Source organism: Vibrio natriegens NBRC 15636 = ATCC 14048 = DSM 759 (assembly GCF_035621455.1).
GTDB lineage: Bacteria > Pseudomonadota > Gammaproteobacteria > Enterobacterales > Vibrionaceae > Vibrio > Vibrio natriegens.
Genome location: NZ_CP141822.1, coordinates 2,176,734 through 2,200,543 on the forward strand (window position 1 = coordinate 2,176,734; position 23,810 = coordinate 2,200,543).

The 23,810-nt window shown below is 45.2% G+C and carries 21 protein-coding genes; 13 read left to right on the forward strand and 8 right to left on the reverse strand.

Annotated elements, in window-relative coordinates; genetic code table 11:
- Positions 1 to 80: 80 nt before the first annotated feature.
- The 3 genes from VER99_RS09820 (at position 81) to VER99_RS09830 (ending at position 2,665) form a co-directional block, all read left to right on the forward strand.
- On the forward strand, positions 81 to 887 hold the full coding sequence (locus tag VER99_RS09820) for a transporter substrate-binding domain-containing protein (protein ID WP_014232571.1): 807 nt from the start codon (positions 81 to 83) through the stop codon (positions 885 to 887).
- An 88-nt stretch (positions 888 to 975) separates the two neighbouring features.
- Entirely contained in the window at positions 976 to 1,920 is a 945-nt protein-coding gene (locus tag VER99_RS09825; protein WP_024373041.1) for an amino acid ABC transporter permease, read from the forward strand.
- A 19-nt stretch (positions 1,921 to 1,939) separates the two neighbouring features.
- Positions 1,940 to 2,665, forward strand: a complete 726-nt coding sequence (locus VER99_RS09830; protein ID WP_024373042.1) for an amino acid ABC transporter ATP-binding protein — start codon at positions 1,940 to 1,942, stop codon at positions 2,663 to 2,665.
- Between the two features lie 60 nt (positions 2,666 to 2,725).
- Here VER99_RS09830 and VER99_RS09835 read toward each other — a convergent pair whose 3' ends face one another.
- On the reverse strand, positions 2,726 to 3,643 hold the full coding sequence (locus VER99_RS09835) for a histone deacetylase family protein (RefSeq protein WP_020334541.1): 918 nt from the start codon (positions 3,641 to 3,643) through the stop codon (positions 2,726 to 2,728).
- 128 nt (positions 3,644 to 3,771) lie between these two features.
- Here VER99_RS09835 and VER99_RS09840 point away from each other — a divergent pair, with 128 nt between their 5' ends.
- Positions 3,772 to 4,461 carry an SDR family oxidoreductase gene (locus tag VER99_RS09840; RefSeq protein ID WP_020334542.1) on the forward strand — a complete coding sequence of 230 codons (690 nt, stop codon included), beginning with the start codon at positions 3,772 to 3,774 and terminating at the stop codon, positions 4,459 to 4,461.
- 108 nt (positions 4,462 to 4,569) lie between these two features.
- On the opposite strand, the gene VER99_RS09845 is transcribed toward VER99_RS09840, so the two are convergent.
- From VER99_RS09845 to VER99_RS09855, 3 genes are all read right to left on the reverse strand, one after another.
- Complete coding sequence (locus VER99_RS09845) at positions 4,570 to 6,534, reverse strand: DNA topoisomerase III (RefSeq protein WP_020334544.1); 1,965 nt, start codon at positions 6,532 to 6,534, stop codon at positions 4,570 to 4,572.
- A 100-nt stretch (positions 6,535 to 6,634) separates the two neighbouring features.
- The gene (locus VER99_RS09850; RefSeq protein WP_020334545.1) at positions 6,635 to 7,183 is read right to left on the reverse strand and encodes an NAD(P)H nitroreductase; all 549 of its coding nucleotides are present in this window, start codon (positions 7,181 to 7,183) and stop codon (positions 6,635 to 6,637) included.
- A gap of 186 nt (positions 7,184 to 7,369) precedes the next feature.
- A complete protein-coding gene (locus VER99_RS09855) occupies positions 7,370 to 9,382 on the reverse strand; it encodes an NADPH-dependent 2,4-dienoyl-CoA reductase (RefSeq protein ID WP_020334546.1) in 2,013 nt (670 codons plus the stop codon).
- A gap of 224 nt (positions 9,383 to 9,606) precedes the next feature.
- On the opposite strand from VER99_RS09855, the gene sppA reads away from it, so the two are divergent.
- Together sppA and ansA are read left to right on the forward strand one after the other, a co-directional pair.
- The gene (gene sppA / locus VER99_RS09860) at positions 9,607 to 11,457 is read left to right on the forward strand and encodes a signal peptide peptidase SppA (RefSeq protein ID WP_020334547.1); all 1,851 of its coding nucleotides are present in this window, start codon (positions 9,607 to 9,609) and stop codon (positions 11,455 to 11,457) included.
- A gap of 111 nt (positions 11,458 to 11,568) precedes the next feature.
- The gene (gene ansA, locus VER99_RS09865) at positions 11,569 to 12,582 is read left to right on the forward strand and encodes an asparaginase (protein ID WP_020334548.1); all 1,014 of its coding nucleotides are present in this window, start codon (positions 11,569 to 11,571) and stop codon (positions 12,580 to 12,582) included.
- Between the two features lie 70 nt (positions 12,583 to 12,652).
- Here ansA and VER99_RS09870 read toward each other — a convergent pair whose 3' ends face one another.
- Positions 12,653 to 12,937, reverse strand: a complete 285-nt coding sequence (locus tag VER99_RS09870; protein ID WP_014232581.1) for a YeaC family protein — start codon at positions 12,935 to 12,937, stop codon at positions 12,653 to 12,655.
- A gap of 99 nt (positions 12,938 to 13,036) precedes the next feature.
- Between VER99_RS09870 and VER99_RS09875 the strand changes: the two genes are divergently transcribed.
- The gene (locus VER99_RS09875) at positions 13,037 to 13,858 is read left to right on the forward strand and encodes a DUF2989 domain-containing protein (protein WP_020334549.1); all 822 of its coding nucleotides are present in this window, start codon (positions 13,037 to 13,039) and stop codon (positions 13,856 to 13,858) included.
- 108 nt (positions 13,859 to 13,966) lie between these two features.
- On the opposite strand, the gene msrB is transcribed toward VER99_RS09875, so the two are convergent.
- On the reverse strand, positions 13,967 to 14,377 hold the full coding sequence (gene msrB / locus VER99_RS09880) for a peptide-methionine (R)-S-oxide reductase MsrB (protein ID WP_020334550.1): 411 nt from the start codon (positions 14,375 to 14,377) through the stop codon (positions 13,967 to 13,969).
- 337 nt (positions 14,378 to 14,714) lie between these two features.
- On the opposite strand from msrB, the gene gap reads away from it, so the two are divergent.
- The 6 genes from gap (at position 14,715) to VER99_RS09910 (ending at position 21,142) form a co-directional block, all read left to right on the forward strand.
- Positions 14,715 to 15,710, forward strand: coding sequence for a type I glyceraldehyde-3-phosphate dehydrogenase (gene gap / locus VER99_RS09885; RefSeq protein ID WP_014232584.1), 996 nt, complete (start codon positions 14,715 to 14,717; stop codon positions 15,708 to 15,710).
- 136 nt (positions 15,711 to 15,846) lie between these two features.
- Complete coding sequence (locus VER99_RS09890) at positions 15,847 to 16,731, forward strand: D-hexose-6-phosphate mutarotase (RefSeq protein ID WP_020334551.1); 885 nt, start codon at positions 15,847 to 15,849, stop codon at positions 16,729 to 16,731.
- Between the two features lie 206 nt (positions 16,732 to 16,937).
- A complete protein-coding gene (gene rlmA, locus VER99_RS09895) occupies positions 16,938 to 17,762 on the forward strand; it encodes a 23S rRNA (guanine(745)-N(1))-methyltransferase (RefSeq protein WP_020334552.1) in 825 nt (274 codons plus the stop codon).
- Positions 17,763 to 17,856: 94 nt separating this feature from the next.
- Entirely contained in the window at positions 17,857 to 18,804 is a 948-nt protein-coding gene (locus tag VER99_RS09900) for a ChaN family lipoprotein (RefSeq protein WP_020334553.1), read from the forward strand.
- Between the two features lie 242 nt (positions 18,805 to 19,046).
- Positions 19,047 to 19,406, forward strand: a complete 360-nt coding sequence (locus tag VER99_RS09905; RefSeq protein ID WP_020334554.1) for a hypothetical protein — start codon at positions 19,047 to 19,049, stop codon at positions 19,404 to 19,406.
- 158 nt (positions 19,407 to 19,564) lie between these two features.
- The gene (locus tag VER99_RS09910; RefSeq protein ID WP_020334555.1) at positions 19,565 to 21,142 is read left to right on the forward strand and encodes an alkaline phosphatase; all 1,578 of its coding nucleotides are present in this window, start codon (positions 19,565 to 19,567) and stop codon (positions 21,140 to 21,142) included.
- Positions 21,143 to 21,359: 217 nt separating this feature from the next.
- On the opposite strand, the gene VER99_RS09915 is transcribed toward VER99_RS09910, so the two are convergent.
- Complete coding sequence (locus VER99_RS09915; RefSeq protein WP_024373044.1) at positions 21,360 to 23,039, reverse strand: mechanosensitive ion channel family protein; 1,680 nt, start codon at positions 23,037 to 23,039, stop codon at positions 21,360 to 21,362.
- Positions 23,040 to 23,249: 210 nt separating this feature from the next.
- The gene (locus VER99_RS09920; RefSeq protein WP_014232591.1) at positions 23,250 to 23,687 is read right to left on the reverse strand and encodes a YcgN family cysteine cluster protein; all 438 of its coding nucleotides are present in this window, start codon (positions 23,685 to 23,687) and stop codon (positions 23,250 to 23,252) included.
- Between the last annotated feature and the right edge of the window lie 123 nt (positions 23,688 to 23,810).

Genomic DNA, 23,810 nt, shown 5'->3' on the forward strand with positions numbered 1-23,810 from the left:
GCGTTTGCGTGACACTCAATACAACATCGTATCTGTCATTGGACGAACAAAAAAATAACAAAATTTTTATAAGGGATATTATGAAAAAATATATTAAATCTTCAGCAGCTGGACTTGTGTTTGCTTGCTCCCTGCTTGGTGCTAATCAAGCCATGGCAAAGTCTGACCTAGAAGGTGTTATTAGTTCAGGTGAACTAAAAGTATGTTTTGATGCTGGCTATATGCCTTTCGAAATGAAAACCAAAGATGGCCGTTTCATTGGTTTTGATGTCGATTTAGGTAAGCACATGGCTCGTTCTATGGGGGTTAAATTCACTCCTGTGAACACAGCTTGGGATGGCATTATCCCTGCGCTACAAACTAGCAAATGTGACATCATCATGGGTGGTATGACAATCACTCCTGAGCGTAACTTGAAAGTTAACTTTGCTGACCCGTACATCGTTATCGGTCAGTCTATTATCCTATCTCCAGCTCTTGAAGGTAAGATTAACAGCTACACAGATCTAAATGATCCAAAATACACCATTTCCACTAAGCTAGGCACAACTGGTGTAGAAGCGGCGAAGAAACGTCTATTCAACGCAAAAATTGACCTTTACGACACTGAGGTTGATGCAGTTCTACAAGTTGTTAACGGTAAAGCAGATGCTTTCGTTTATGACTTTCCATACAACTCGATCTACGCAGCTCAAAACAAAGGCAAAGTTGGACACCTAGCTGAACCTTTCACTTACGAGCCTCTAGGTTGGGCGATTCGTCAAGATGACCCTAACTTCTTAAATTTCTTGAATAACTACTTGCGTCAAATCAAAGGCGATGGCACGTACGATCGTATGTACGACAAGTGGTTCAAGTCTGACGACTGGTTAAAAGAAGTTCAATAATTAGCTTTAAGCCTAGCGAACTAAAACTAAGTCAACTGGGTAGCGTAAGTTGCCCAGTTCATTAAAAAGAAAAAAGAGAATCTGAGTGATGCAGTCTAAATCCTCAAAATGGATAGGACATGGAATTTATGTCCTAATAATGGCCATGCTGATTGGCGCGGTCTATTTCTCTGGCAAGAGTATTAACTATAACTGGCATTGGGATCGCCTTTGGCCGTATGTCGTCAACACCGAAATGCAACAGCTTCGAGCAAACGGTGACGGTACTGCCGTGGTTAACGCTGGTCAGTTAACGATTGAGTTTGATGACTCTAGTCAGTCTCAAGTCATCGATCATTACACAACACTTTTAGTTGGAAACGGTGACTTGGTATTCCAAGGTGACACTGTTGCCCAGCTTAACGAATGGAAATTCGGACCGATTGCTCACGGTTTATGGGTGACGGTAAAAATATCCTTTATCTCCCTCATTTTTGCCGTCTTACTTGGCCTGATATTCGGCCTCATGCGGGTTGCGAAGAACCAAACAGCGAGAAACTTAGCTGTTACCTATGTTGAATTGATTCGCGGTACACCGCTGCTGGTGCAAATTTTTATCGTTTATTTCTTTATCGGAACCGTACTCGATTTTGATCGATTCACCGCAGGGGTAGTAGCATTATCTGTATTTACAGGCGCTTACGTTGCAGAAATTGTTCGTGCAGGTATTCAGGCAATTCCTACAGGCCAAATGGAAGCGGCGCGCTCACTGGGTATGACCTATCCAAAAGCAATGCGCTACATCATTCTGCCACAAGCACTAAAGCGTACACTGCCACCTTTGGCTGGTCAGTTTATTAACCTGATTAAAGACTCTTCGCTTGTTTCAGTTATCTCTATTACCGACTTAACTAAAGCGGGTCGTGAAGTTGTGAGTGGCAGCTTTGCACCTTTCGAGGTGTGGTTCACTGTCGCGGCACTTTACCTACTAGTAACCGGGACTCTGTCTTGGGCAATTCAACGTTTAGAGAAGAGGTTATCAGCCAGTGACTAGTGAATACAACGGCGAAGATATGGTTTACGCCAACAATGTAGACAAGTATTACCCTAATGGCTGCCACGCTTTAAAATCAGTTTCAACGACAGTAAAACGTGGTGAAGTGGTGGTGATTATCGGGCCTTCAGGGTCAGGTAAATCAACGTTCTTACGTACATTGAACCAGTTAGAAGAGATAAGCACTGGGACCATCATTGTTGATGGTTTCGACATGTATGCGAAAAGTACTGACATCAACGTTTTGCGTCAAAACGTTGGAATGGTATTCCAGAGCTTTAACCTCTTTCCACACATGACCGCGTTAGAAAACGTAATGATCGCGCCATTGAAAGTGGCTAAGCGCCCGAAGCATGAAGTGGAAGGCGAGGCGAAAGTGTTGATCAAACGTGTTGGTTTAGAAGATCGTATGAACAACTACCCAACGCATTTATCCGGTGGTCAGCAACAGCGTGTTGCGATTGCCCGGGCACTCGCAATGAAGCCCGATCTGATGCTTTTTGATGAGCCAACTTCAGCACTCGATCCTGAAATGGTGGGTGAAGTACTGGATGTTATTAAGTCATTAGCAAAAGAAGGGATGACCATGGTTATCGTAACTCACGAAATGGGCTTTGCCCGTGAAGTGGCCGACCGTGTGTTGTTTATGGAAGACGGTAAATTGTTAGTGGATGACAGCCCTCAAGCGGTATTTGATGACCCAACTCATCCTCGTCTACAGCAGTTCTTGGCAAAAGTGCTGTAACCGTATTTGTGGAATGAAAACCGAGCTTCTAAAGCTCGGTTTTTTCTTTTATGGTGCTTTTTAGCCAAAAACTTCCAAGCTAGCCTGAATCAAATTCATATGAATCGGGACAAGATCTTCATGATTACTTCGGTAACCACCACCGACAACCGCCGCAACTGGAATACCGCGCTCTTTCATTAACTGCATCAAAAAGCGATCACGCTCAAGTATACCTTGCGTAGACACATCAAAATACCCAAGCTCGTCGTCAGTGTGTATATCAACGCCAGCATCATAAATCACCATGTCAGGGCGATGCAGATTGAGAGCCATTTGCACCACTTCTTTAAACGTCATCAAAAACGTTTCGTCGTCGGTACCCCTAACTAAAGGGACATCCAGATCAGACTCAGGCTTTCTTGCCGGGAAGTTTTTATCACAGTGGAAAGAGAGCGTGACAATATCCGGCTCCTCCTGACATAAGGTTGCCGTACCATCACCGTGGTGTACGTCACTATCAATGATTAAGACTTTATCGACATCATCGTGATCCAACATATGCTTTGCAGCTATCACAAGATCGTTAAATAGACAGAAACCACTGCCGAAGTCTCTGTGAGCATGATGATATCCACCACTCAAATGCAAAGCCACGCCATGTTCCAGCGCTTTCTCCGCCGTCAAAACCGTGCCAGCCGCAGAAGTGAGTGTTCTGGTGATCAGTGCCTCACTCCAGGGAAACCCGATACGGCGCATTTTAGCCGCCGGCATCGAACCGCTAACCAATAAATCCACATATTCGGCCTCATGCACTCGCTTAATATCTGCTACAGAAAGCGCCGTAGGCTCGAAAAACTGAACTCGCGATTGGCTGTTTTCGTTCTCTAGCTTTTCTTGCACTGCTTCATAAAGATATTGATACTTCATGATCGGATAACGGTGCCCTTCAGGCAAAGCAAGTTTTGAATATATCGGATGATAAATAAGTGGCAGCATGGAAGGTTCTTTTTAACAATTGTGGCGAAATAGTACCAAGTTCAACCATTGAATAAAATGCCATTTCACTGCTAAGGTTTGAAGAGCTAAAACAATAACTCGATAACAAATAGGGATAAGGGAATCAGATGAGTTCTACCGTCTTTATTACTGGTGCAAATCGCGGTATCGGCCTGAGTTTAACTAAGCTCTATCTCGACAATGGCTGGCAAGTACATGCGACTACTCGGAACTTAGCGAACAGCGACGAATTAGTCAGTTTAAGCGACCAGCACTTCTCTTTAACGCTTCATGAACTAGATGTCACCAACTACAAGCAGGTAGAGCAACTCGCGAAGAACCTGCCTGCTATCAACCTGTTAATAAACAACGCGGGTTACTACGGTCCTAAAGGTTATGGGTTTGGAAATACCGATGTGGATGAGTGGCGTAAAGTTCTTGAAATCAACACCATTGCACCACTCAAATTAGTCGAAACATTCTACCCATTGCTGCAACAGGGCCAAATGAAGAAAATCGCCTGCATCTCTTCTAAAGTCGGCAGCATGACCGAGAATACCTCAGGTGGTGGATACATCTACCGCTCTTCCAAAGCAGCGCTTAACTCCGTAGTAAAAAGTTTGAGCAACGACTTAACCGACCAAGGGTTCACGGTCCTTGCCCTTCATCCCGGATGGGTTCGCACAGACATGGGCGGGCCGAATGCATTAATTGACGCTGAATTCTCGGCTGCTGGGCTTGCTAACGTGATTGAACAAAGCACACAGAAGAATTCAGGCCAATTTATTAATTACGATGGTACCGAACTACCCTGGTAGGCGTGTCCTGACTCAAGATGATGTCAAAGGCTCGATTGAGAAGAATCTCGGCTTGTTTGAGTAGCAAAGTTTAAGACTAAAGCGGCAAGTTTCAGCGCCGCTTTGTTTTTAAGATGACTTACGTTTTGGTGCGCCAGATTTAGAGGCACTGCCCTTCGAATAGCTGCGTTTCTTACGCTTAAACGCCGGACGCTCGACTTTAGGTAAGTGACGTAAAGACTCAGGAATCGGCCCTGACTTAACCTCCCCCATCAGGCTATCTATCCTTTGCTCCAACGCTTGCATAAACGGCTGATAGGCTTGATTTTTCTCAGCCATTCCTTGCAATTGGAACTCCCAGTGCGCCGTCATATCTGGATAAGTCGCATCTTGCGGCAGCGCATGAACCAACCCTCGGCCAGCTGGTGAGCTTAAAATCGATTTACCCTGCCGAGTCAAAAGCTGGCGTTTGAAGAGTGTATCGAGAATACCAGCACGCGTAGCTTCGGTTCCAAGGCCATCCGTCTCACGTAGGATCTTCTTCAACTCTTTATCTGCAACATAGCGGGCTATACCCGTCATCGCCTGCAATAGGGTCGCTTCGGTGAAGTGATTTGGTGGCTCGGTCTTGCGATCTTTTATTTCCCCTTCCCGGCAAGTGAGCACCGTGCCTTCTGCTAAAGGTGGCACCGCATCAATCCCGTCGTCTTCTTTATCGGTTTTGCCCATTAAGGCTTTCCAGCCCGGAGAGACAAGCTGACGACCTTTCGCAATAAAAGTGCCACCAGCAATATCAAATACCAACTTCGCTTCGGCGTAAATGGCCGCAGGATAAAATTGCATCAGATATTGACGGGCAATCAGTTGATACACCTTCATCTCATTGCCCGATAACGCATTCACATTAGCTTGCTTAGGCGTAGGAATGATCGCGTGGTGAGCATCCACTTTTTTGTCGTTCCATGCTTTCGATTTAATCGACAAATCCGCGCCCTGAACGGCACTTTGCAGCTCTTTGGCATTGTTGGCAATTGCAGAAGTGACTGAACCCGCTTGTGCATAGTGCTCCATCGGCAGGTAACGACAATCCGAACGTGGGTAAGTGATCAGCTTATGCTTTTCATACAATGCCTGACAGGTATCCAAGACTTGCTGGGCACTCATGCCATAACGTTTTGCCGCATCAATCTGCAATGCAGACAAAGAATAAGGTAAAGGGGCAGATTGCTTGGTTTGTTTTTGCTCAGACTCTTTCACCGTGGCGGGTTGGTTCTTAATGCGAGCAGCAACATTCTCCACCAGCTTTCGGTTGAGAACTCGCCCTTCCTCATCTTGCCAAGGTTTACACGCTTCGCTTGGTTTCCACCTCGCACGAATATCAAATGCGCCGTTTTGATCTTGATATGGGATTAACGCATGTAGGGTGAAATAATCTTTAGGGATAAAGTTTTCGATTTCTTCATCGCGACGTACCACCAACCCAAGCACTGGCGTTTGCACTCGCCCTACCGATAATACACCTTGATAGCCGGCTTTCTGCCCTAGCAAGGTGTAGGCGCGAGACATATTCATGCCATAGAGCCAATCCGCTCTGGAGCGAGCCAGCGCAGAAACAGAAAGCGGGATAAAGTCACGATTGCTGCGCATTGAACTCAAAGCTCGTTTTACTGCTGGTAAATTCAAATCTGAAATCAGCAAACGTTGAGTTGCTTGCTTCTTAGTTTTAGACAGTTTGCAGTAATCGAGCACTTCATCCACCAAGAGTTGACCTTCTCGGTCTGGGTCTCCTGCATGAATGACTTCCGTCGCTTCTTTTAACAATTTACTAATCACAGTCAATTGCTTACTAGAAGTTTTTCTTGGCCTTAGCTGCCACTGCTCCGGCACAATCGGCAAATCAGCCATGTTCCATTTTTTGTAGCGTTCGTCATAAGCATCTGGCTCCACTTGTTCCAGCAAGTGTCCGATACACCAGGTCACTACATCTCCATTACCACAGCGAATAAAGCCTTGGTCTTTCTTTTGAGGGTTCGGTAGTGCGGCAGCGATCGCGCGGCCTAAACTTGGTTTTTCAGCAATAAACAGACGAGACATAAGCTTGGGAAAGTAATAATAATTAGGGCCACATTATCGAATGTAGCCCTAATAAATCAAGAAAAACTGTATAGATAGACAGTAAGAATGTGGTTAGCGTTTATTGAAACTCAACAAACTTCGACAAGTCACGCTCTGGCACTTTCATTGGTGTGCCATCTGGGGTGCCCAAGTAAAGGAAACCAACGATTTCATCTTCCCCTTCCAGGCCAAACGCTTTATGCACTTCAGGGTGGAACATCCATGGTCCTGAGCGCCAGAAGCCCTGAAAGCCCTGCGCAACGGCGGCCATTTGCATTGCTTGAACGGCACAGCCTGCTGACAGGTACTGTTCCAGTGCAGGCACTTTTTCATGCGGCGTCACTTTTGCAATAACGGTAATAACCATTGGTGCTCGGAATGGGGCATTTTTCAGCTTTTCAACCACCGATTCCTCGCTGTTATCCGCCAATGCAGCTTTAACCAAAATATCAGACAGTTTGTTTAGACCTTTACCCTGTGAAATCACAAAGCGCCAAGGCGTTAAACCAGCATGGTCGGGCGCGCGCAGGCCAGCACGTATGATATTTTCCAACACTTTACCTTCTGGTGCTGGCGCGGATAACTTGCCGACAGAACGGCGGTTAAGCAAGAGATCGAGAGCTTCCATGAACTGGTCCTTATTGAATCTAACTTGTATTTTATCTGCTGGTCACTTTAGCACAATCTAGCCCACTGAATAACAACCTGTTTTTTGGGGATTATACCTAACCCACAAAATGCCTATTCCAGTCGGCCAGAAACGAAAAAAGCCGCACATAATGCGCAGCTTTTCATAAGTATTTGTGAATGATTTTTATAGCTTCACTGCGAGCTTCACACCCTGACGGATTGCTCTTACGGCATCCAGCTCACCAGCGTGGTCAGCACCACCGATAATGTGCAGCTTATCACCTAGCTGAAACCATTTATCTTCAAACGGTCGAACCGACTCCTGACCCGCACAGATAACGACTTTATCTGCATTCAGCACTTGTGATTTACCATCAACCTGAATGTGCAATCCACGATCATCAATTTTTTCGTAAGAAACGCCACCCAGAAGATGAACTCCGCGTTTTTCCAGGGTACGTTTATGGATCCAGCCCGTTGTTTTACCCGGACCTTTACCGACTTGCCCTTGGCGACGTTGTAATACCCACACCTCTTTGTCACTGACTGAATCAGGGAAAGGATACAAACCACCCGGCTGAGAAATCTCTTTATCAATGCCCCACTCGTGTAGCCAGTCATCCAACGTATGATCGACAGGCTCAGTAATCATGGTTGCAATATCAACACCGATACCACCCGCACCAACGATTGCAACTTTCTCACCAACCGGTGTTTTTTCACGAATCAAGGTCTGGTAATCCACAACTTTCTCTGGGTTATCAATACCTTCAATCTTCACTTTGCGAGGCTCTACGCCAGATGCCATCACGATTTCATCGTACTCAGTGAGTAAATCGAAGTTCGCTTCAGTTGAAAGGTGCAAGTTGACCCCTGTCTCATCAAGGCGGTTGGCAAAGTAGCGAATGGTTTCACGGAATTCTTCTTTACCCGGGATCTGCATCGCCAGGCGGAATTGTCCACCAATACGATCATTCTTCTCGAACAAATCAACTTTGTGGCCACGCTCTGCCAATGTTGTCGCACATGCAAGACCTGCAGGACCCGCACCTACTACGGCGATGTTCTTTTTCTTCAGTGCTGGCTCAACAACGATTTCGGTTTCATAACACGCTAATGGGTTAACCAAACAGCTCGCACGCTTACCCTTAAAGACGTTGTCCAGACAGGCTTGGTTACAGCCAATACAGGTATTGATGAACTGCGCCTTCTCCTGCTCGGCTTTCGCCACAAAATACGGGTCTGCCAAGAATGGGCGAGCCATAGAGACCATATCCGCATGGCCAGAAGAAAGAATACGCTCTGCTTCTTCTGGGGTATTAATACGGTTACAGGTGATGATCGGTACAGAAACGTGCGGCTTCACTTTCTCGGTTACCCAAGTAAACGCGCCACGCGGAACTTGTGTCGCGATAGTCGGAACGCGCGCTTCGTGCCAGCCAATACCGGTGTTGATGATGGTAACACCCGATTCTTCAAGTGCTTTTGCCAGCTCAATGACATCTTCAAACGTGCTGCCTTGTTCGACGAGATCCAGCATAGAAAGACGGAAAATGATGATGAACTTATCACCCACCGCTTCACGTACCGCTTTAACGATCTCCAGAGGGAAACGCATACGTTTTTTATAGCTGCCGCCCCAATCGTCGTAACGCATATTGGTGCGTTTACACAGGAACTGGTTAATCAAATAACCTTCCGAACCCATCAGCTCTACACCGTCATAGCCAGCGGTCTGAGCCAGCTCGGCACTTTTAGCAAAATCTTCGATCGTGCTCTTGATTTGACGCTCGCTCATTTCACTTGGAGCAAACTTAGAAATCGGCGCTTTAATACCCGACGCACTTTGCGCTAAAGGGTGCATGGCATAACGCCCTGCATGCAGAATTTGCAGTGCAATTTTGCTGCCGTGTTTGTGAACGGCTTCAGTGACAACTTTATGCGCCTCTGCATGTTTAGGCTTGCTGAACTCTGCGCTCAGAGGGTGAAGTCGGCCACGAAGGTTTGGAGAGAAACCTCCTGTTACAATCAGACCAACGCCACCTTTCGCGCGTTCTTCATAAAACGCAGCCAGCTTTTGCAAGCCTTCCTTGTCTTCTTCTAAGCCGGTATGCATTGATCCCATCAGCACTCTGTTACGTAATTGAGTGAAACCGAGATCCAGTGGTTTTAATAGGTTTGGGTACAGTGCAGACATTACTAAACATCCATTTTTATTATCTTGTGAAGTGACATTACGTTCTGCGAACCAAAAAATCAAACAGGTGTTTACATTTTTGTAACACCGATCAATCTAGCGTTAAAATATGCCAATTGTTGAAGGAGCGTGATAAGCTAAAAACACGTTATCTTTTGAGATCTTAGAGATAAGAACCCATAATTTGTAAAATTACGAATTGATTATCTCGTGATGGAGACATGATGAAAAAACTCTTCAAATTTATTGGTCTGATATTTAAAGGAATATGGAAAGGCATCACCTTTGTCAGGCTTGCTTTGGCAAATCTGCTGTTCCTTCTGATGCTTGCCGTTTTTTACTTTGCGTTTACCTACACCGGAGAAGGTCGACCAGTGATAGAGAAAGAGTCTGCACTGGTGATGAATTTATCTGGTCCCATCGTCGAACAAAGACGCTACACCAACCCGATGGACTCCTTTACAGGTTCACTACTTGGCAAAGAGATACCAAAAGAAAACGTATTGTTTGATATCGTTGATACCATCCGCTATGCCAAAGATGACCCTAAAATTACCGGTTTAGTTTTATCTCTGCGTGAGATGCCAGAAACAAACTTAACCAAGTTACGCTATATCGCAAAAGCGCTGAACGAGTTCAAAACATCTGGTAAGCCGATTTATGCGGTCAGCGATTTCTACAATCAAAGTCAATATTACCTCGCTAGCTACGCCGACAAAGTGTACCTGGGGCCAGACGGCGGAGTCCTGATTAAAGGCTACAGCGCTTACTCGATGTACTATAAATCGCTGTTAGAAAAATTAGATGTGTCGACGCACGTGTTCCGTGTCGGTACTTATAAGTCGGCGATAGAACCATTTACGCGCGACGACATGTCCGATGCTGCGGAAGAGTCAGCGACACGTTGGATCACTCAGCTGTGGAGTGCATTTGTCGATGATGTGGCAACCAATCGAAACATTGATGCCAAAGTTCTTAATCCAACCATGGACGAACTGTTAGCGGAAATGCGCTCTGTGAATGGCGATATTGCAAAACTGTCGCTAAAACTGGGTCTGGTGGATGAACTGGCTACTCGCCAAGACATTCGTACCCTGTTTGCCAAAGAGTTTGGTAGCGACGGTAAAGACAGCTACAACGCGATCAGCTATTACGACTATCAAGCAACGATGCACCCTGACTACAGTTCATCTGAGGATGATATAGCGGTGGTTGTTGCAAGTGGCGCAATAATGGATGGTCAGCAACCGAGAGGCACTGTCGGCGGTGATACGGTAGCGAGCCTTCTTCGTCAGGCGCGTAACGATAAGAACGTTAAAGCGGTTGTTCTTCGCGTAAACAGCCCAGGTGGCAGCGCCTTTGCGTCGGAAGTGATTCGTAACGAAGTCTCCGCGTTAAAGCAAGCAGGTAAACCTGTTGTGGTGTCCATGTCGAGCTTGGCGGCTTCAGGCGGTTACTGGATTTCAATGAGTGCAGATAAAATTGTTGCTCAGCCAACCACACTGACGGGTTCTATCGGTATTTTCAGTGTGATTACTACCTTTGAAAAAGGTTTTAATAAGCTTGGTATCCATACTGACGGCGTTGGCACGTCGCCATTCTCAGGTGACGGGCTTTCAACTGGTCTGTCAGAAGGCGCATCGCAAGCTATCCAAATGTCAATTGAACACGGCTACCAACGCTTTATTTCTTTGGTCGGTGATAACCGTGGGATGCCTGTTGAAGAAGTAGATAACGTAGCACAGGGGCGCGTATGGACAGGTCAGGATGCGATGTCGTATGGCTTGGTAGACCAAATGGGTGACTTTGACGATGCGGTCGATTTAGCAGCGAAACTGGCTAACATCACGGACTACAACCTGTACTGGGTTGAAGAACCACTTTCACCAGCGGAGATATTCCTCGACGAATTCATGAATAACGTCAAAGTTTCCCTTGGTATTGATGTCACAAGCATGTTACCGCAGAGCTTGCAACCTGTGGCTCAGCAGCTTAAACAGGATGCGAGCGTGCTACAGAGCTTTAATGATCCAAGAGGTCAATACGCCTTCTGTTTGAATTGCCAAGTTCAATAGCCGTGCTTAACTAGTCAAAAAAGGGGCATATCTTAGTGATATGCCCCTTTTTATTACCCATCAATTCGTTATAATCCGCGCACAGCTCCCTACATGAAAGTAAATAGAACGATGACTAGAAAACACATCTATATCGCTTATACCGGTGGCACCATCGGTATGCAAAAGTCAGATCACGGTTATGTGCCTATCGCTGGCTTTATGGAGAAGCAATTAGCAGCAATGCCAGAATTTCATCGTCCAGAGATGCCGGATTACACCATCCATGAATACGATCCGCTGATCGATTCATCAGACATGACTCCTGCCGATTGGCAACAAATTGCTGATGATATTCGTGATAACTACGATAAGTACGATGGTTTCGTTATTCTGCATGGTACAGACACGATGGCTTACACTGCGTCGGCTCTGTCTTTCATGCTGGAAAACCTTGGCAAGCCAGTTATTGTGACTGGTTCTCAAATCCCATTGGCAGAGCTGCGCTCTGATGGTCAGGCAAACCTGCTGAACGCACTGCATATCGCGGCTAACTTCCCGATCAACGAGGTAACGCTGTTCTTCAACAATCAGTTGATGCGTGGTAACCGCAGCACGAAATCACATGCTGACGGCTTCAATGCCTTCACTTCGCCAAACCTTGCTCCTTTGTTGGAAGCGGGAATCAATATTCAGATTAGCAATAGCGTGACAGTTGGTGCTCAGCCTGAAGGCGAATTTAAAGTGCACAACATTACACCTCAGCCGATTGGTGTGATCACCATGTACCCTGGTATTTCTCATGAAGTGATTCGCAACACGTTACTTCAGCCAGTTAACGCGATGATTCTGCTAACGTTTGGGGTAGGTAATGCACCACAAAACCCAGAACTGCTTGGTCACCTGAAAGAAGCATCTGAACGTGGTGTTATCGTGGTGAACTTAACGCAGTGCTTAGCTGGTAAAGTTAACATGGGTGGTTACGCTACAGGGTGTGCGCTGGCTGATGCTGGAGTGATCAGTGGATTTGACATGACGCCTGAAGCTGCACTAGCCAAACTGCATTATCTTCTAAGCCAGAACCTGTCTTACGAAGAAGTAAAAGAAAAAATGCAGCAAGTATTACGTGGTGAAATGAGCCTGTAAGACTCAATTCTCAGCACTTAAAACCTAAAAAGCCCAATGATTACATTGGGCTTTTTGCGCGTTAAACGTATCAATCGAAGTTTGGGTTTACTCGAACGATATCGCTCTCATCACCACTGAATTGCTTTTTCAATTCTTGCTTAGACTTAAAACTGATTTCACCACCGGCAGCAACGGTCATATGTTGAGCGTCTGTATTATGTTTTGATTGATACAACATCACAGCTTGCATACACGAATCTCGCTGCTCTCTAGAAAGTGTTGTACCCTCTGGCCATCTTCCCGTCTCTACTGCATATACCAAGCGATCGTATACTTCTGGTGTCATCGCTTTTAATAATTGTTCTGTGTCCATAATGTACCTTCTTATTACATTCTGTTCAGAACATAGCGGGTTAAGAAATGGAGTCAAGAACACGAAAATGAATTGGTGTAACGGATCACAGGCAAAACCATGAAAACAACATACTGGTTGCTGGCAAGCCTCGCCACTCTATCCATCACAGGTTGCTTTGAACGCAACATATCTACTGAACAACTGTGTAAAAATAACCCAGAACTACGCTGCGAAAAGCTCAACATCGACGATGGACAATGCCGCATCCCGCGTACCAACTTAATTTGGCATCGTTATGAGCAGTTCAAACACCCAAGCGAAGAAAAACAGATAGAAGAATACGGCGTCGTCGCTGAATACAGAAAGTGCTTGGAGTTAGCCTCCCAGATCGCTCCAATTGACCAAAGCGAGCTAAAAGCACAACGCTTTAATGCGCTGGTGCACAGCATCGACGAGCTTGAACGCATCGTTAGCGAGTTAAAGGTATCGGAAAAGCCAGAGACCTTATATTTCCTTTGGTCACAGACCGGAGACACACAGGCTCAGCACCGATTTTTACAGATGGAAGGCTCACCGACACTAAACACTGCGGAAATGCAGTACGCCTTAGCTACCTTCTACGTCAACAGAGACACCCCTAAAACGCTTATCTTGTTAAATAATGCGTTAAGTTTGTCAAATGAAGACAACCTAAACCCTGCCATACTCAAATCATTGGCGAGTATTCATCAGGGACAAGGGGAGAAAAAACGTGCTTACCTTTGGGCAATGGTAGCCAAAAGATTTGGTGTGTCAGTAGCAGATGAAAAGCAACTGCAGAGAATGTTCGATTTCAATGATCCAAACCAATATCAAAAACTGGACGACCTGGCAAAGTCGATCGCAAATAATATTGAAGAGGGAAGTTATTCCCCCGATTTAATTCCCGAAAATATATAAAAAAACTCCCGCTAGTCGGGAGTTTTTTATTCATTCAAGTTTTCAGTGTTTATATGTTGACCGATACAGTTCTGAAAGGATGAAACACTCTTAACTGCAATTTTGTTACTAATCTTCAGATTTGTTGAAAATTAACGACACTGAATTAACACAGTAACGCTCGCCTGTTGTTTGTGGTCCGTCTTCAAAAACGTGCCCCAGATGACTATCACATGTCGCACAGCGAATTTCAGTACGTACCATTCCGTGACTCAGATCATCTAAATAGCGTATCGCTTGGTCATTAACTGGCGCATCAAAACTCGGCCATCCACATCCTGAATCGTACTTGTTATCAGAGACAAAAAGAGGGGCATTACAGCAGGTACAGCTATATATACCAGTTTCCTTATTATGCAATAACTTACCACTGAACGGTGGCTCAGTTCCCTGCTCTCTACAAACACGAAACTCTTCATCAGATAGACGCTCACGCCAATATTCATAGGACTTCGTCACTTTTCCTCCGCTTTGTTCCACTAATTTTAGATCCTTATTTCCTGTTTTTCGCAATGACTTTTTTAGCAAAAAACTTGATTCTCGTAACAGTTGTAGCACATACTTTCTCACCAGGACACCATGTGTAATTAATTTGATACGAGCACTCATCTCGCAGGTTATATTACGCCAACTGAGCTAGAGTAAAAGCAGTAAAAAGTTTAAAAAACGAACATTTGCGAAGAATTGTTAAAAAAAGCGTCGCTTTTTTTTGACTTTAAACAAGTTAAGTCCGATTATCTGTTGCAGATGTTTACTGGATTCTGTAATTTTACTACCAGTTATCTTTAATCAGAAATTAAGTTGTGGAGCAACTATAATGACTATCAAAGTAGGTATTAACGGTTTTGGCCGTATCGGCCGTTTCGTTTTCCGTGCAGCGCAAGAGCGTAACGACATCGAAGTTGTAGGTATCAACGACCTTATCGACGTAGATTACATGGCATACATGCTTAAGTACGACTCAACTCACGGCCGTTTCAACGGTACTGTTGAAGTTGAAGGCGGTAACCTAATCGTTAACGGCAAAACTGTACGTGTAACTGCAGAGCGCAACCCTGAAGACCTAAAATGGGACGAAATCGGTGTTGACGTTGTTGCTGAAGCAACTGGTCTTTTCCTAACTGACGAGACAGCACGTAAGCACATCACTGCTGGCGCGAAAAAAGTTGTACTAACTGGTCCTTCTAAAGACGCAACTCCAATGTTCGTTAACGGCGTAAACTTCGACACTTACGCTGGTCAAGACATCGTTTCTAACGCTTCTTGTACTACTAACTGTCTAGCACCTATCGCTAAAGTTCTTAACGACAAGTTCGGTATCGAATCTGGTCTTATGACTACAGTTCACGCTACAACAGCAACTCAAAAAACTGTTGACGGTCCTTCTGCTAAAGACTGGCGCGGTGGTCGTGGTGCTTCTCAGAACATCATCCCATCTTCAACTGGTGCTGCTAAAGCTGTAGGCGTTGTACTTCCAGAAGTAAACGGCAAACTAACTGGTATGGCTTTCCGCGTACCAACTGCTAACGTTTCTGTAGTTGACCTAACTGTTAACCTAGTAAACGGCGCATCTTACGAAGCTATCTGTGCAGCAATGAAAGAAGCTTCTGAAGGCGAACTAAAAGGCGTTCTAGGTTACACTGAAGATGCAGTAGTATCTCAAGACTTCATCGGTGAAGTTTGCACTTCAGTATTCGATGCTAAAGCTGGTATCGCTCTAACTGACAAATTCGTTAAAGTTGTATCTTGGTACGACAACGAAATCGGTTACTCAAACAAAGTTCTAGACCTAATCGCACACATCTCTAAGTAATTAGAAACAGTGATTAGCTCTTAACTGAGTTGAAAAAGAGGCGGCTTTATAGTCGCCTTTTTTGTATCTGGAATTTGAGGGGTGTATTTGGGCTTCAAGCGCTCGCAACCTCTCCCAGCGATAGGAAAATAATCAGATGGATTTAAACACCCTTCCTGCCCTAACCGTCCTTTCTGACAATGTCACCGTAGTAGAAATCGATCAGGTCAAAGTTGTTCGTATCATTCACGATAAAGCAACCGCTGGTATCGCTTTGCACGGTGGTCATGTGGTGTCATACAAACCACAAGGTCAGGAAGATCTAATTTGGATGAGCGAAAAAGCCGTATTCGATGGCAAAGCCGCTTTACGTGGTGGTATTCCAGTGTGCTGGCCATGGTTTGGTCGCATTGCTGCACCGGCTCATGGTTTTGCACGTTCTACAGAATGGGAGCTGATAGAACACCGTGAAAATGAAAATGGTGTGATTGTCGAACTTGCGTTGTTCCCAAGCGAAGAGACACACCAAATTTGGCCTCATATGTTTGAAACTCGCCTTTTGGTAGAAGTCGGCGATGAGCTGAAAGTGACACTGAAAGTGCTGAATATCGATGACGAGGCATGGGCATTCTCTGGTGCATTGCATACTTACCTTAACGTTGGCGATGTTTTACAAGCTCAAACTTCAGGCATGGGTAGCGAGTACATCGACAGCTTGAAAGGCAACGAGGTATGTCAAGGTGGTGAAGTCCTACAACTGACCGACACCATTGACCGCGTATACACGCAGCCTGAAGCGCAGATCTTAGTCAAAGACCCTGTCTTAGGACGCACTCTGAGCGTAGAAAACCATGGCCACAACTCAGCAGTATTATGGAACCCTTGGGCAGAAGGTGCTCAGTCAATGGGAGACATGGCTGATAATGGTTACGAAACCATGCTATGCGTCGAATCAGCTCTGCATGCTTCCAGCATTGATCAAGGCAAAACCTTGCAACCAGGTGAAAGCTACGAACTGGTTACCGTTATTTCCGCACAATAACGTCATCACAGCCGGTTTACGCCGGCTTTTTTATTGCTAGCAGTTCAACTTCACCCTTCTCTTCCCTGTTCTCATTAAAAATTTTATTTCTGGTCGTTATAAATCTGTAAAAGCACTCGCTAACCACGGCTATTTCACGGTTTTGTTTCACTTAAAGTCGTGCTTTTTGATAGAATTTGTCGCCCTACTTTCAGCTCGAGATCGTCATGAACTATCAATGCCCTCTATGTCACCAACCTCTTACATTAAGCGTAAAAACGTTTAAGTGTGAAAATAACCATCAATTCGACATGGCAAAAGAAGGCTACGTGAACCTGATGCCGGCGCATCATAAACGTTCTAAAGATCCCGGCGATAACAAGGAAATGATGCAAGCGCGTCGTCGCTTTCTGGAAGGAAAGTATTACGATCCGATGCGTCAGGAAGTCGCCCGTCTTTGTACTGAGTACACCAAAGGAACGACTCACCAGCTGTTAGATATCGGCTGCGGTGAAGGCTACTACACCGATCTGGTACAAAAATCATTGCTAGCCCAAGATGAGCAAGCCGCCACGTTTGGTTTAGATATCTCTAAAATAGCCATTCGCTATGCAGCCAAACGCTACCCAGATTGTCATTTTAGTGTCGCATCAAGCCATAGACTTCCAGTCGCGGATCAATCTTTGGATGCAATCCTGCGAATCTATGCGCCATGTAAAGCAGAAGAGCTCAAGCGTGTAATCAAAGATAATGGTGTCGTGATTACCGTTACGCCAGCAGGCAGACATCTTTACCAGCTTCGTGAACGAATTTACCAAGACGTTCGTCTCCACGATGAAACCCCTGAAACCATCGATGGCTACGAACTCGAGCAGCAACACCAACTTAACTATGTGATGGACTTGAAAGACGGAGACGCATTTGACCTGCTGCAAATGACACCATTCGCCTGGAAAGCGACTGACGAACTCCGAGAAGAGCTAAAATCCGCTACACTTTTCCAATGTGAGGCCGATTTTATGTTGCGTGTCTATCGTAAATCCGCGCATTAATACTGCTCTAGCTCAACGCAGGTGAACATGGCTCTTGTTCACTTTAACTCTGTCGCCTCCACAAATATCTCTTAGACATTTTTGGAGGCTTCTCATGCGCTTTTCTATTTTAGGTCTTGCGTTTGCCATTGTGTTGACTGGTTGTGTCTCAACACCAGCAACGATATCCACTCCCAATTCTCCTGACGTGATCAGCTTTTACGATTACCAGTTGCACACCCCGTCAGGCACTCCTGTGTCCCTGACTGACCTGAATCCTGAGTTACTGCAAGGCGACGTAATCATGATCGGTGAATGGCACACTCATGCCGGTATCCACCGTTTCCAGACAGATATGCTGAAACAATTATCGAGCGGAAAACGCCCCATTGCGCTTTCAATGGAACAATTCAGTCGCGATAAACAAAGCGTATTAGACGAGTATTTAGATGGCCAGATTGGTGAACAAACCTTCATCCAGCAAAGTAACGCCTGGCCAAACTATGAGAGTGACTATCGTCCCCTTGTCGAGTTTGCAAAGCGTGCAGATATTGCAGTAATCGCGGCTAACGCGCCGAGAAAAATTGTGCGCTGCATTGGCTTTAATGGTGTCGACTACCTAGATAAACTTGATAGCAAACAACGTGGTTTTGTCGCTGCAAACATCAATACCGATGACAGCCAGTACAAAGACAAGTTTATGGCTTCCATGCATCACGGCAAGCCAGAGCAAACAGAAAAACAATACGCCGCACAAATGACCTGGGACGAGACCATGGCCGAGTCCATTGTCGATTACCTCACTAAGCATCCGGGAACTCAAATGGTACATGTGGCTGGGAAGTTCCATATCGAGGGTGGACTAGGCACAGCTACATCGATTCTGAACCGCAACCCACGCTTAAACGTTGTTGTAATAACCCCTGTCACCGACATCACTTCAGACAGTTCGGATTATCAGCTTGAAGTGTTAGCGCCACCGGTTCGCTACGTGAAGGATAGCAATCGTATGAAAGCCTTTAGTCACCTGATAACGCGTAATACTGACCTTGAGTGTAAATAAACTACGCACGAATTAAGATCACAAATCGCCATTTTATTGCGGTAAACCCAGTCTATCGAGAACGAAAATTGAATTATATCGGTCTGCTTTTTGCTTTGGTCTCTACGTAATCACAAGAGGCGGCAAGAACAGGCCTGTTTTTTATTTAAACGATTTAAGAATTGCCAAACGTTGCCGATAAAGTCCATAACTGCTTTTTACCCACACTCAATGAGCGAGTGTCGATTTTCAAGGAGTATTCGATGAATCCAGTAGGAAGCAATCAAGTTAATACTTATGCAAATCTGCAGCCCACTCTGTCGTCGACAGAGAAAACCGCAGGAGAAGTCAACGTGTCACCAATAAAAGTGGAACAGAACAAAGTGACACTTTCTCCTGAAGGCAAAGCGCTTCTTACCGCTCTGCAAGAAATCGACCACGAAAGCAAAAAAGTGGAAGCGGAAAATAAAACTGTAGGTGAGAAGGTCGAGTCATTTACGCATGGCGCTTTGGGAATGGATCGCCCTGATAAAATCGAGGAAGAGGAAGACAGCTCCTATTCTGCCGGACAATATCTCTCTGCCGCTTTAAGTGTGGGTGGCATTATTCTCGCGCTTGCATAATCGCCAAAAACATTGCCCAGTCGGTCACGACTTATTGGCTCGATGGGCAATTTGCTAGTCAATAAAAATGACAATCTGGTTAAGCTTTCATGACTTACACAAAAGTGTCATGATTTATTGTTTTAATGCCTGCGCTTTTAATAGACAAGGAAAATACAATGAAGCGCTTAGCATACCCTGTAGTTACCGCTCTTGCTGCCTCAACACTCTCTTTCAATGCCCTTTCAGCAGAGATCAAAAACGTCATTTTGATGATTGGTGATGGCATGGGCCCTCAGCAAGTAGGTCTACTTGAAACCTACGCAAACCACGCCCCGCACTCAATTTATAAAGGCGAAACCACAGCCCTTTACAAATTGGCACAAGAAGGTGTGATTGGATCTTCTTTGACTAACCCTGAAGATGCTATCGTAGTCGACTCTGCTTGCTCTGCGACGATGCTAGCGACTGGAATCCCAACCGCTTCAGAAGTAATTGGTATTGATAGCCAGGGCAACCACGTTGAAACCATTTTGGAAAAAGCCAAAAGCAAAGGTAAAGCAACTGGCTTGGTTTCTGATACGCGCATGACGCACGCTACACCAGCAGCCTTTGCCGCTCATCAACCTCACCGTTCTTTAGAAAACGACATTGCTGTCGACATGCTGGAAACAGAAGTAGATGTTCTGCTTTCTGGTGGTCTTCGTCACTGGATTCCAAGTTCAGCGAATGACAAAGGCGACACTTACAAGCAGCTTGAGAAACTCACTCAAGGTAACGTTGCCCTTAAATCTAAACGTAAAGACGAGCGCAACTTGCTAACTGAAGCTCAAGAAGAAGGCTATAGCCTAGCATTTAGCCGCGATATGTTGGCTGAAGCAAAAGGTGACAAATTACTTGGTCTTTTTGCTAACTCAGGTATGGCCGATGGCATCGCGTACAGCCAAAGTAAAAACGATCCAAAACGCACACAACCTTCTCTTAAAGAGATGACCGTAAAAGCATTGGATGTTCTATCCAAAGATGAAGACGGCTTTTTCCTAATGGTTGAAGGCGGACAAATCGACTGGGCTGGACACAGCAACGATGCGGGCACTATGCTTCACGAAATGATTAAGTTTGATGAAGCGGTGAACTCTGTTTACGAATGGGCGAAAGGACGCGATGACACACTTATCGTCGTGACGGCTGACCATGAAACTGGCTCTTTTGGCTTCAGCTATTCATCAGCGAATCTGCCAAAACCAGAGAAGCGCAGCGGCGAAGCGTTCAAAAACAGAGACTACGCGCCTAACTTTAATTTCGGTGATTTCTCTATCCTTGATGGCTTGTACAACCAAAAAACCAGTTACTACGGCATGTTGGATAAATTCGCAGCATTACCTGAAGCAGATAGAACAGCGGAAAACTTAGCTAAGATCATCAACGAGAATAGCGACTTCCCTATTACGGCAGATCAAGCTGCACACATTATGCAAGATAAGCCAAACCCATATCATGTAGACGGTCATAGCTACCTGGCACAAGAGCAAGTACCAGCTATCCACGATTTCGATGCGTTCTTCCCTTACAATGACCGCACAAACTTGATTGCGCGTGAGCATGCGACTGGCCAAAACACAGTATGGGGCACAGGTACCCACACGCATACTCCTGTAAATGTATTTGCTTGGGGACCTGCTGAGAAAATTCTCCCTGTATCTAAGATCATGCATCACTCTGAGCTGGGCGAATTCCTCAAGCAGCAAATCAAATAATCACTTTGCACTTACTTTACCACTTTGTGGCTTTTCAGACGCTCTCCCACGAGAGCGTTTTTTTATGGGTGAAAACTGAGGTCACGCCAAACTGTGCATCTGATTGTTTTGCAATACTTCGGCAATCACCTTCAACTCAATACTTGAACCTCTCCACCCGATAGAAACAAAAAAGCACTCAACAATGTGAGTGCTTTTCCAAATAGAGGACGAGCAATTAAGCGTCTTTCTTCTCAACCATATGCAAATGTACATCCTGTTGAGGGAACGGAATAGAAATGCCTTCACGGTCAAAGCGAAGCTTCACTTCCTTGGTCACATCCCAGTAAACGTCCCAGTAATCGTCTGTTTTCACCCAAGGACGAACAATAAAGTCCACCGACGAGGTATTAAGCGTATGCACTTTAATATTTGGCTCAGGCGTACGCAGAACGGCTGGGTGAGAAGTGATGATATCCGTTAGCACCGATTCCGCTTTCAACAAGTCATCCGCGTAGCCAATACCAAAAACCATATCCACACGACGAATGCGCTCATGGGTTACGTTTTTAATCACATCACCCCAGATTTTGCTATTCGGTACAATAATGATCTGGTTGTCGAAGGTGCGAATTGTGGTATTGACCAAGCTCATATGGCTTACTTTACCATCCACACCACCAGCATAAACGAAGTCGCCAACATCAAACGGACGATAAATCAGAAGCATCATACCTGCCGCAAAGTTAGACAAGGTGTCTTGCAACGCGAAACCAATGATTACACCGGCAATACCGAAACCCGTCAGGATAGGCGCAAGGTTCAGGCCAATCTGGGATAGACCAACCATAATACCGATCACCCATACGAACTTGCCGGACATCGAAATAAAGAAATCCTGCATCAAGTGGGAGAGTTTTAAGTTTTTAGACGCAACCGCTTTACTCATCACTTTGCGGGTTATTTTCGCTAATGCGCGAGCAATAACCAAAATTAATACGAAAATAAACAGTTGAAATAGGTGCTGTGGTGCATTTCCAGCTAACCAGTCCACTGCAGAGTTTGACCAGTGACTGACGATTGACCAGACAACTTTGCTGTTAAGTAAATCGTGAGTAATGCTGCCAGTGACTTCAAATATTTGGCGCTTGTACTCAGAAGTTTCGATGCCAATCTTGTCACCAATAGACATCAAGTTACGCAGACTCTCAGTTGCAATCTCCAACCTGTGCTTAACGAGCATCTGGCTCAATTGCTGCGAGGCTTTTTCCGATTCAGGGCTAGAAGACAGCTGTCCGCCAATGATTTCGCTCTGCTGACTTAAGTACTGCACGGATGCAGAAAGCAAGCGAATACGCTTATCTACCGTTTCTTTAAATTTAGTTTCAGCACGCTTATTCTGTTCACCCAGTCGTTCTAACCAAACTAAGTTTTGCCAACTTGCCTCAAAAATCACGTCGAGATAGTGCTGAATTTCACGATAGTCATTAATGATCGACAGCTTTTCCTCATCCTTAGCCGCGTTCAGTTTCTCTGTCACTGACTTCGTTTTCGATGCCAGATAGGCTGTCGCATCGTTAGTGTATTTTTCTTGCGTTTTAACTAATTGAACCAGTTTTTTGTGCGGGATAGATTCTTTTTCAATCGCAGTCGCCAACTGAGCGCGTAGTTGTTGGTTTTTCTGAAAAAGCTGCAACTGGAGGGCATCACGCTCGTCACCATTTGTCTGAGCTAAGCTCTGCGTTAAGTCGATAATATCGATGTTCAGATTATCGATGGATGCTTCGGCCTCCGATACAACAGGCGCTTCTGTTTTCTCTGCCGCGTTTACAAAGAAAGGATTCATCATCGCGATGAAGAGAGAAAGTAACGCAACCCAAGGTGTCAGGCGATTTTTCTGCGGGAAACAAAACGTCATTTTTACCTCGTAAAAAACTGGAATCTCAAAATCGATCAGAGCTGGAACAGGCGAGAACATCACCTGTGTTTATTTTACATCACGTGAAGACAAGAACAGGTCAAAAGAAGGTATTAGATGTAAAAGTGAGGTAAGGCACACAGCAAAAGTGTGTCAAACCTCTTAGAACGGTAATTGTAAATTTGAGCAACACTCATATTGCTCAGGATATTACTCGTTAGGTAGTTCGATGATGTGATCTTCCCAGTCAACAACATCAATTTCATAAACAACACGATTACGCACACTCTCACCGGCTGCGTGCATCGCTGATTTAGACCCAGTAATCAGTGGATGCCATTCAGGTAGCGGCTTATTTTGAGCCAAAAGACGATAAGCGCAAGTTAAAGGCAACCAGTTAAACTCCGGGATTTTTTCGCGCGTAAGCTTCAGGCACTCTTCTCCTGAAGAAAATCGATTAGGATAATCTTTACACGAGCATGTCTTGCTGTTTAACCAGCTACACGCGACATTGGTGTAATACACCTCATCAGAATCTTCATCCATGAGCTTGTGAAGGCAGCACTTACCACAGCCATCACACAGAGACTCCCACTCCTCTTCGGTCATCTGTTCCAACGTTTTACTTTGCCAAAATGGAGTGCTCATACTTTCGGTCTCGCCAAGGGAATTAGGGGCGATTTATACCTTTCTCACCACAAAAGTTCAAGTATTCAGCAATTATCATCAAAGCGCATTTATCCGTTTACGACGATCAGAGATTTTCTGTTG

What these genes read in the sequence shown, in the direction of transcription:
- VER99_RS09890 (WP_020334551.1), top strand. Translation starts at nt 15,847, where the DNA reads ATGGATTTAAACACCCTTCCTGCCCTAACCGTCCTTTCTGACAATGTC.
- VER99_RS09915 (WP_024373044.1), bottom strand. Translation starts at nt 23,039, where the DNA reads ATGACGTTTTGTTTCCCGCAGAAAAATCGCCTGACACCTTGGGTTGCG.
- sppA (WP_020334547.1), top strand. Translation starts at nt 9,607, where the DNA reads ATGAAAAAACTCTTCAAATTTATTGGTCTGATATTTAAAGGAATATGG.
- VER99_RS09870 (WP_014232581.1), bottom strand. Translation starts at nt 12,937, where the DNA reads ATGGACACAGAACAATTATTAAAAGCGATGACACCAGAAGTATACGAT.
- VER99_RS09830 (WP_024373042.1), top strand. Translation starts at nt 1,940, where the DNA reads ATGGTTTACGCCAACAATGTAGACAAGTATTACCCTAATGGCTGCCAC.
- VER99_RS09845 (WP_020334544.1), bottom strand. Translation starts at nt 6,534, where the DNA reads ATGTCTCGTCTGTTTATTGCTGAAAAACCAAGTTTAGGCCGCGCGATC.
- VER99_RS09825 (WP_024373041.1), top strand. Translation starts at nt 976, where the DNA reads ATGCAGTCTAAATCCTCAAAATGGATAGGACATGGAATTTATGTCCTA.
- VER99_RS09905 (WP_020334554.1), top strand. Translation starts at nt 19,047, where the DNA reads ATGAATCCAGTAGGAAGCAATCAAGTTAATACTTATGCAAATCTGCAG.
- VER99_RS09900 (WP_020334553.1), top strand. Translation starts at nt 17,857, where the DNA reads ATGCGCTTTTCTATTTTAGGTCTTGCGTTTGCCATTGTGTTGACTGGT.
- VER99_RS09840 (WP_020334542.1), top strand. Translation starts at nt 3,772, where the DNA reads ATGAGTTCTACCGTCTTTATTACTGGTGCAAATCGCGGTATCGGCCTG.
- ansA (WP_020334548.1), top strand. Translation starts at nt 11,569, where the DNA reads ATGACTAGAAAACACATCTATATCGCTTATACCGGTGGCACCATCGGT.
- VER99_RS09850 (WP_020334545.1), bottom strand. Translation starts at nt 7,183, where the DNA reads ATGGAAGCTCTCGATCTCTTGCTTAACCGCCGTTCTGTCGGCAAGTTA.
- gap (WP_014232584.1), top strand. Translation starts at nt 14,715, where the DNA reads ATGACTATCAAAGTAGGTATTAACGGTTTTGGCCGTATCGGCCGTTTC.
- VER99_RS09820 (WP_014232571.1), top strand. Translation starts at nt 81, where the DNA reads ATGAAAAAATATATTAAATCTTCAGCAGCTGGACTTGTGTTTGCTTGC.
- VER99_RS09835 (WP_020334541.1), bottom strand. Translation starts at nt 3,643, where the DNA reads ATGCTGCCACTTATTTATCATCCGATATATTCAAAACTTGCTTTGCCT.
- rlmA (WP_020334552.1), top strand. Translation starts at nt 16,938, where the DNA reads ATGAACTATCAATGCCCTCTATGTCACCAACCTCTTACATTAAGCGTA.
- VER99_RS09920 (WP_014232591.1), bottom strand. Translation starts at nt 23,687, where the DNA reads ATGAGCACTCCATTTTGGCAAAGTAAAACGTTGGAACAGATGACCGAA.
- VER99_RS09910 (WP_020334555.1), top strand. Translation starts at nt 19,565, where the DNA reads ATGAAGCGCTTAGCATACCCTGTAGTTACCGCTCTTGCTGCCTCAACA.
- VER99_RS09855 (WP_020334546.1), bottom strand. Translation starts at nt 9,382, where the DNA reads ATGTCTGCACTGTACCCAAACCTATTAAAACCACTGGATCTCGGTTTC.
- VER99_RS09875 (WP_020334549.1), top strand. Translation starts at nt 13,037, where the DNA reads ATGAAAACAACATACTGGTTGCTGGCAAGCCTCGCCACTCTATCCATC.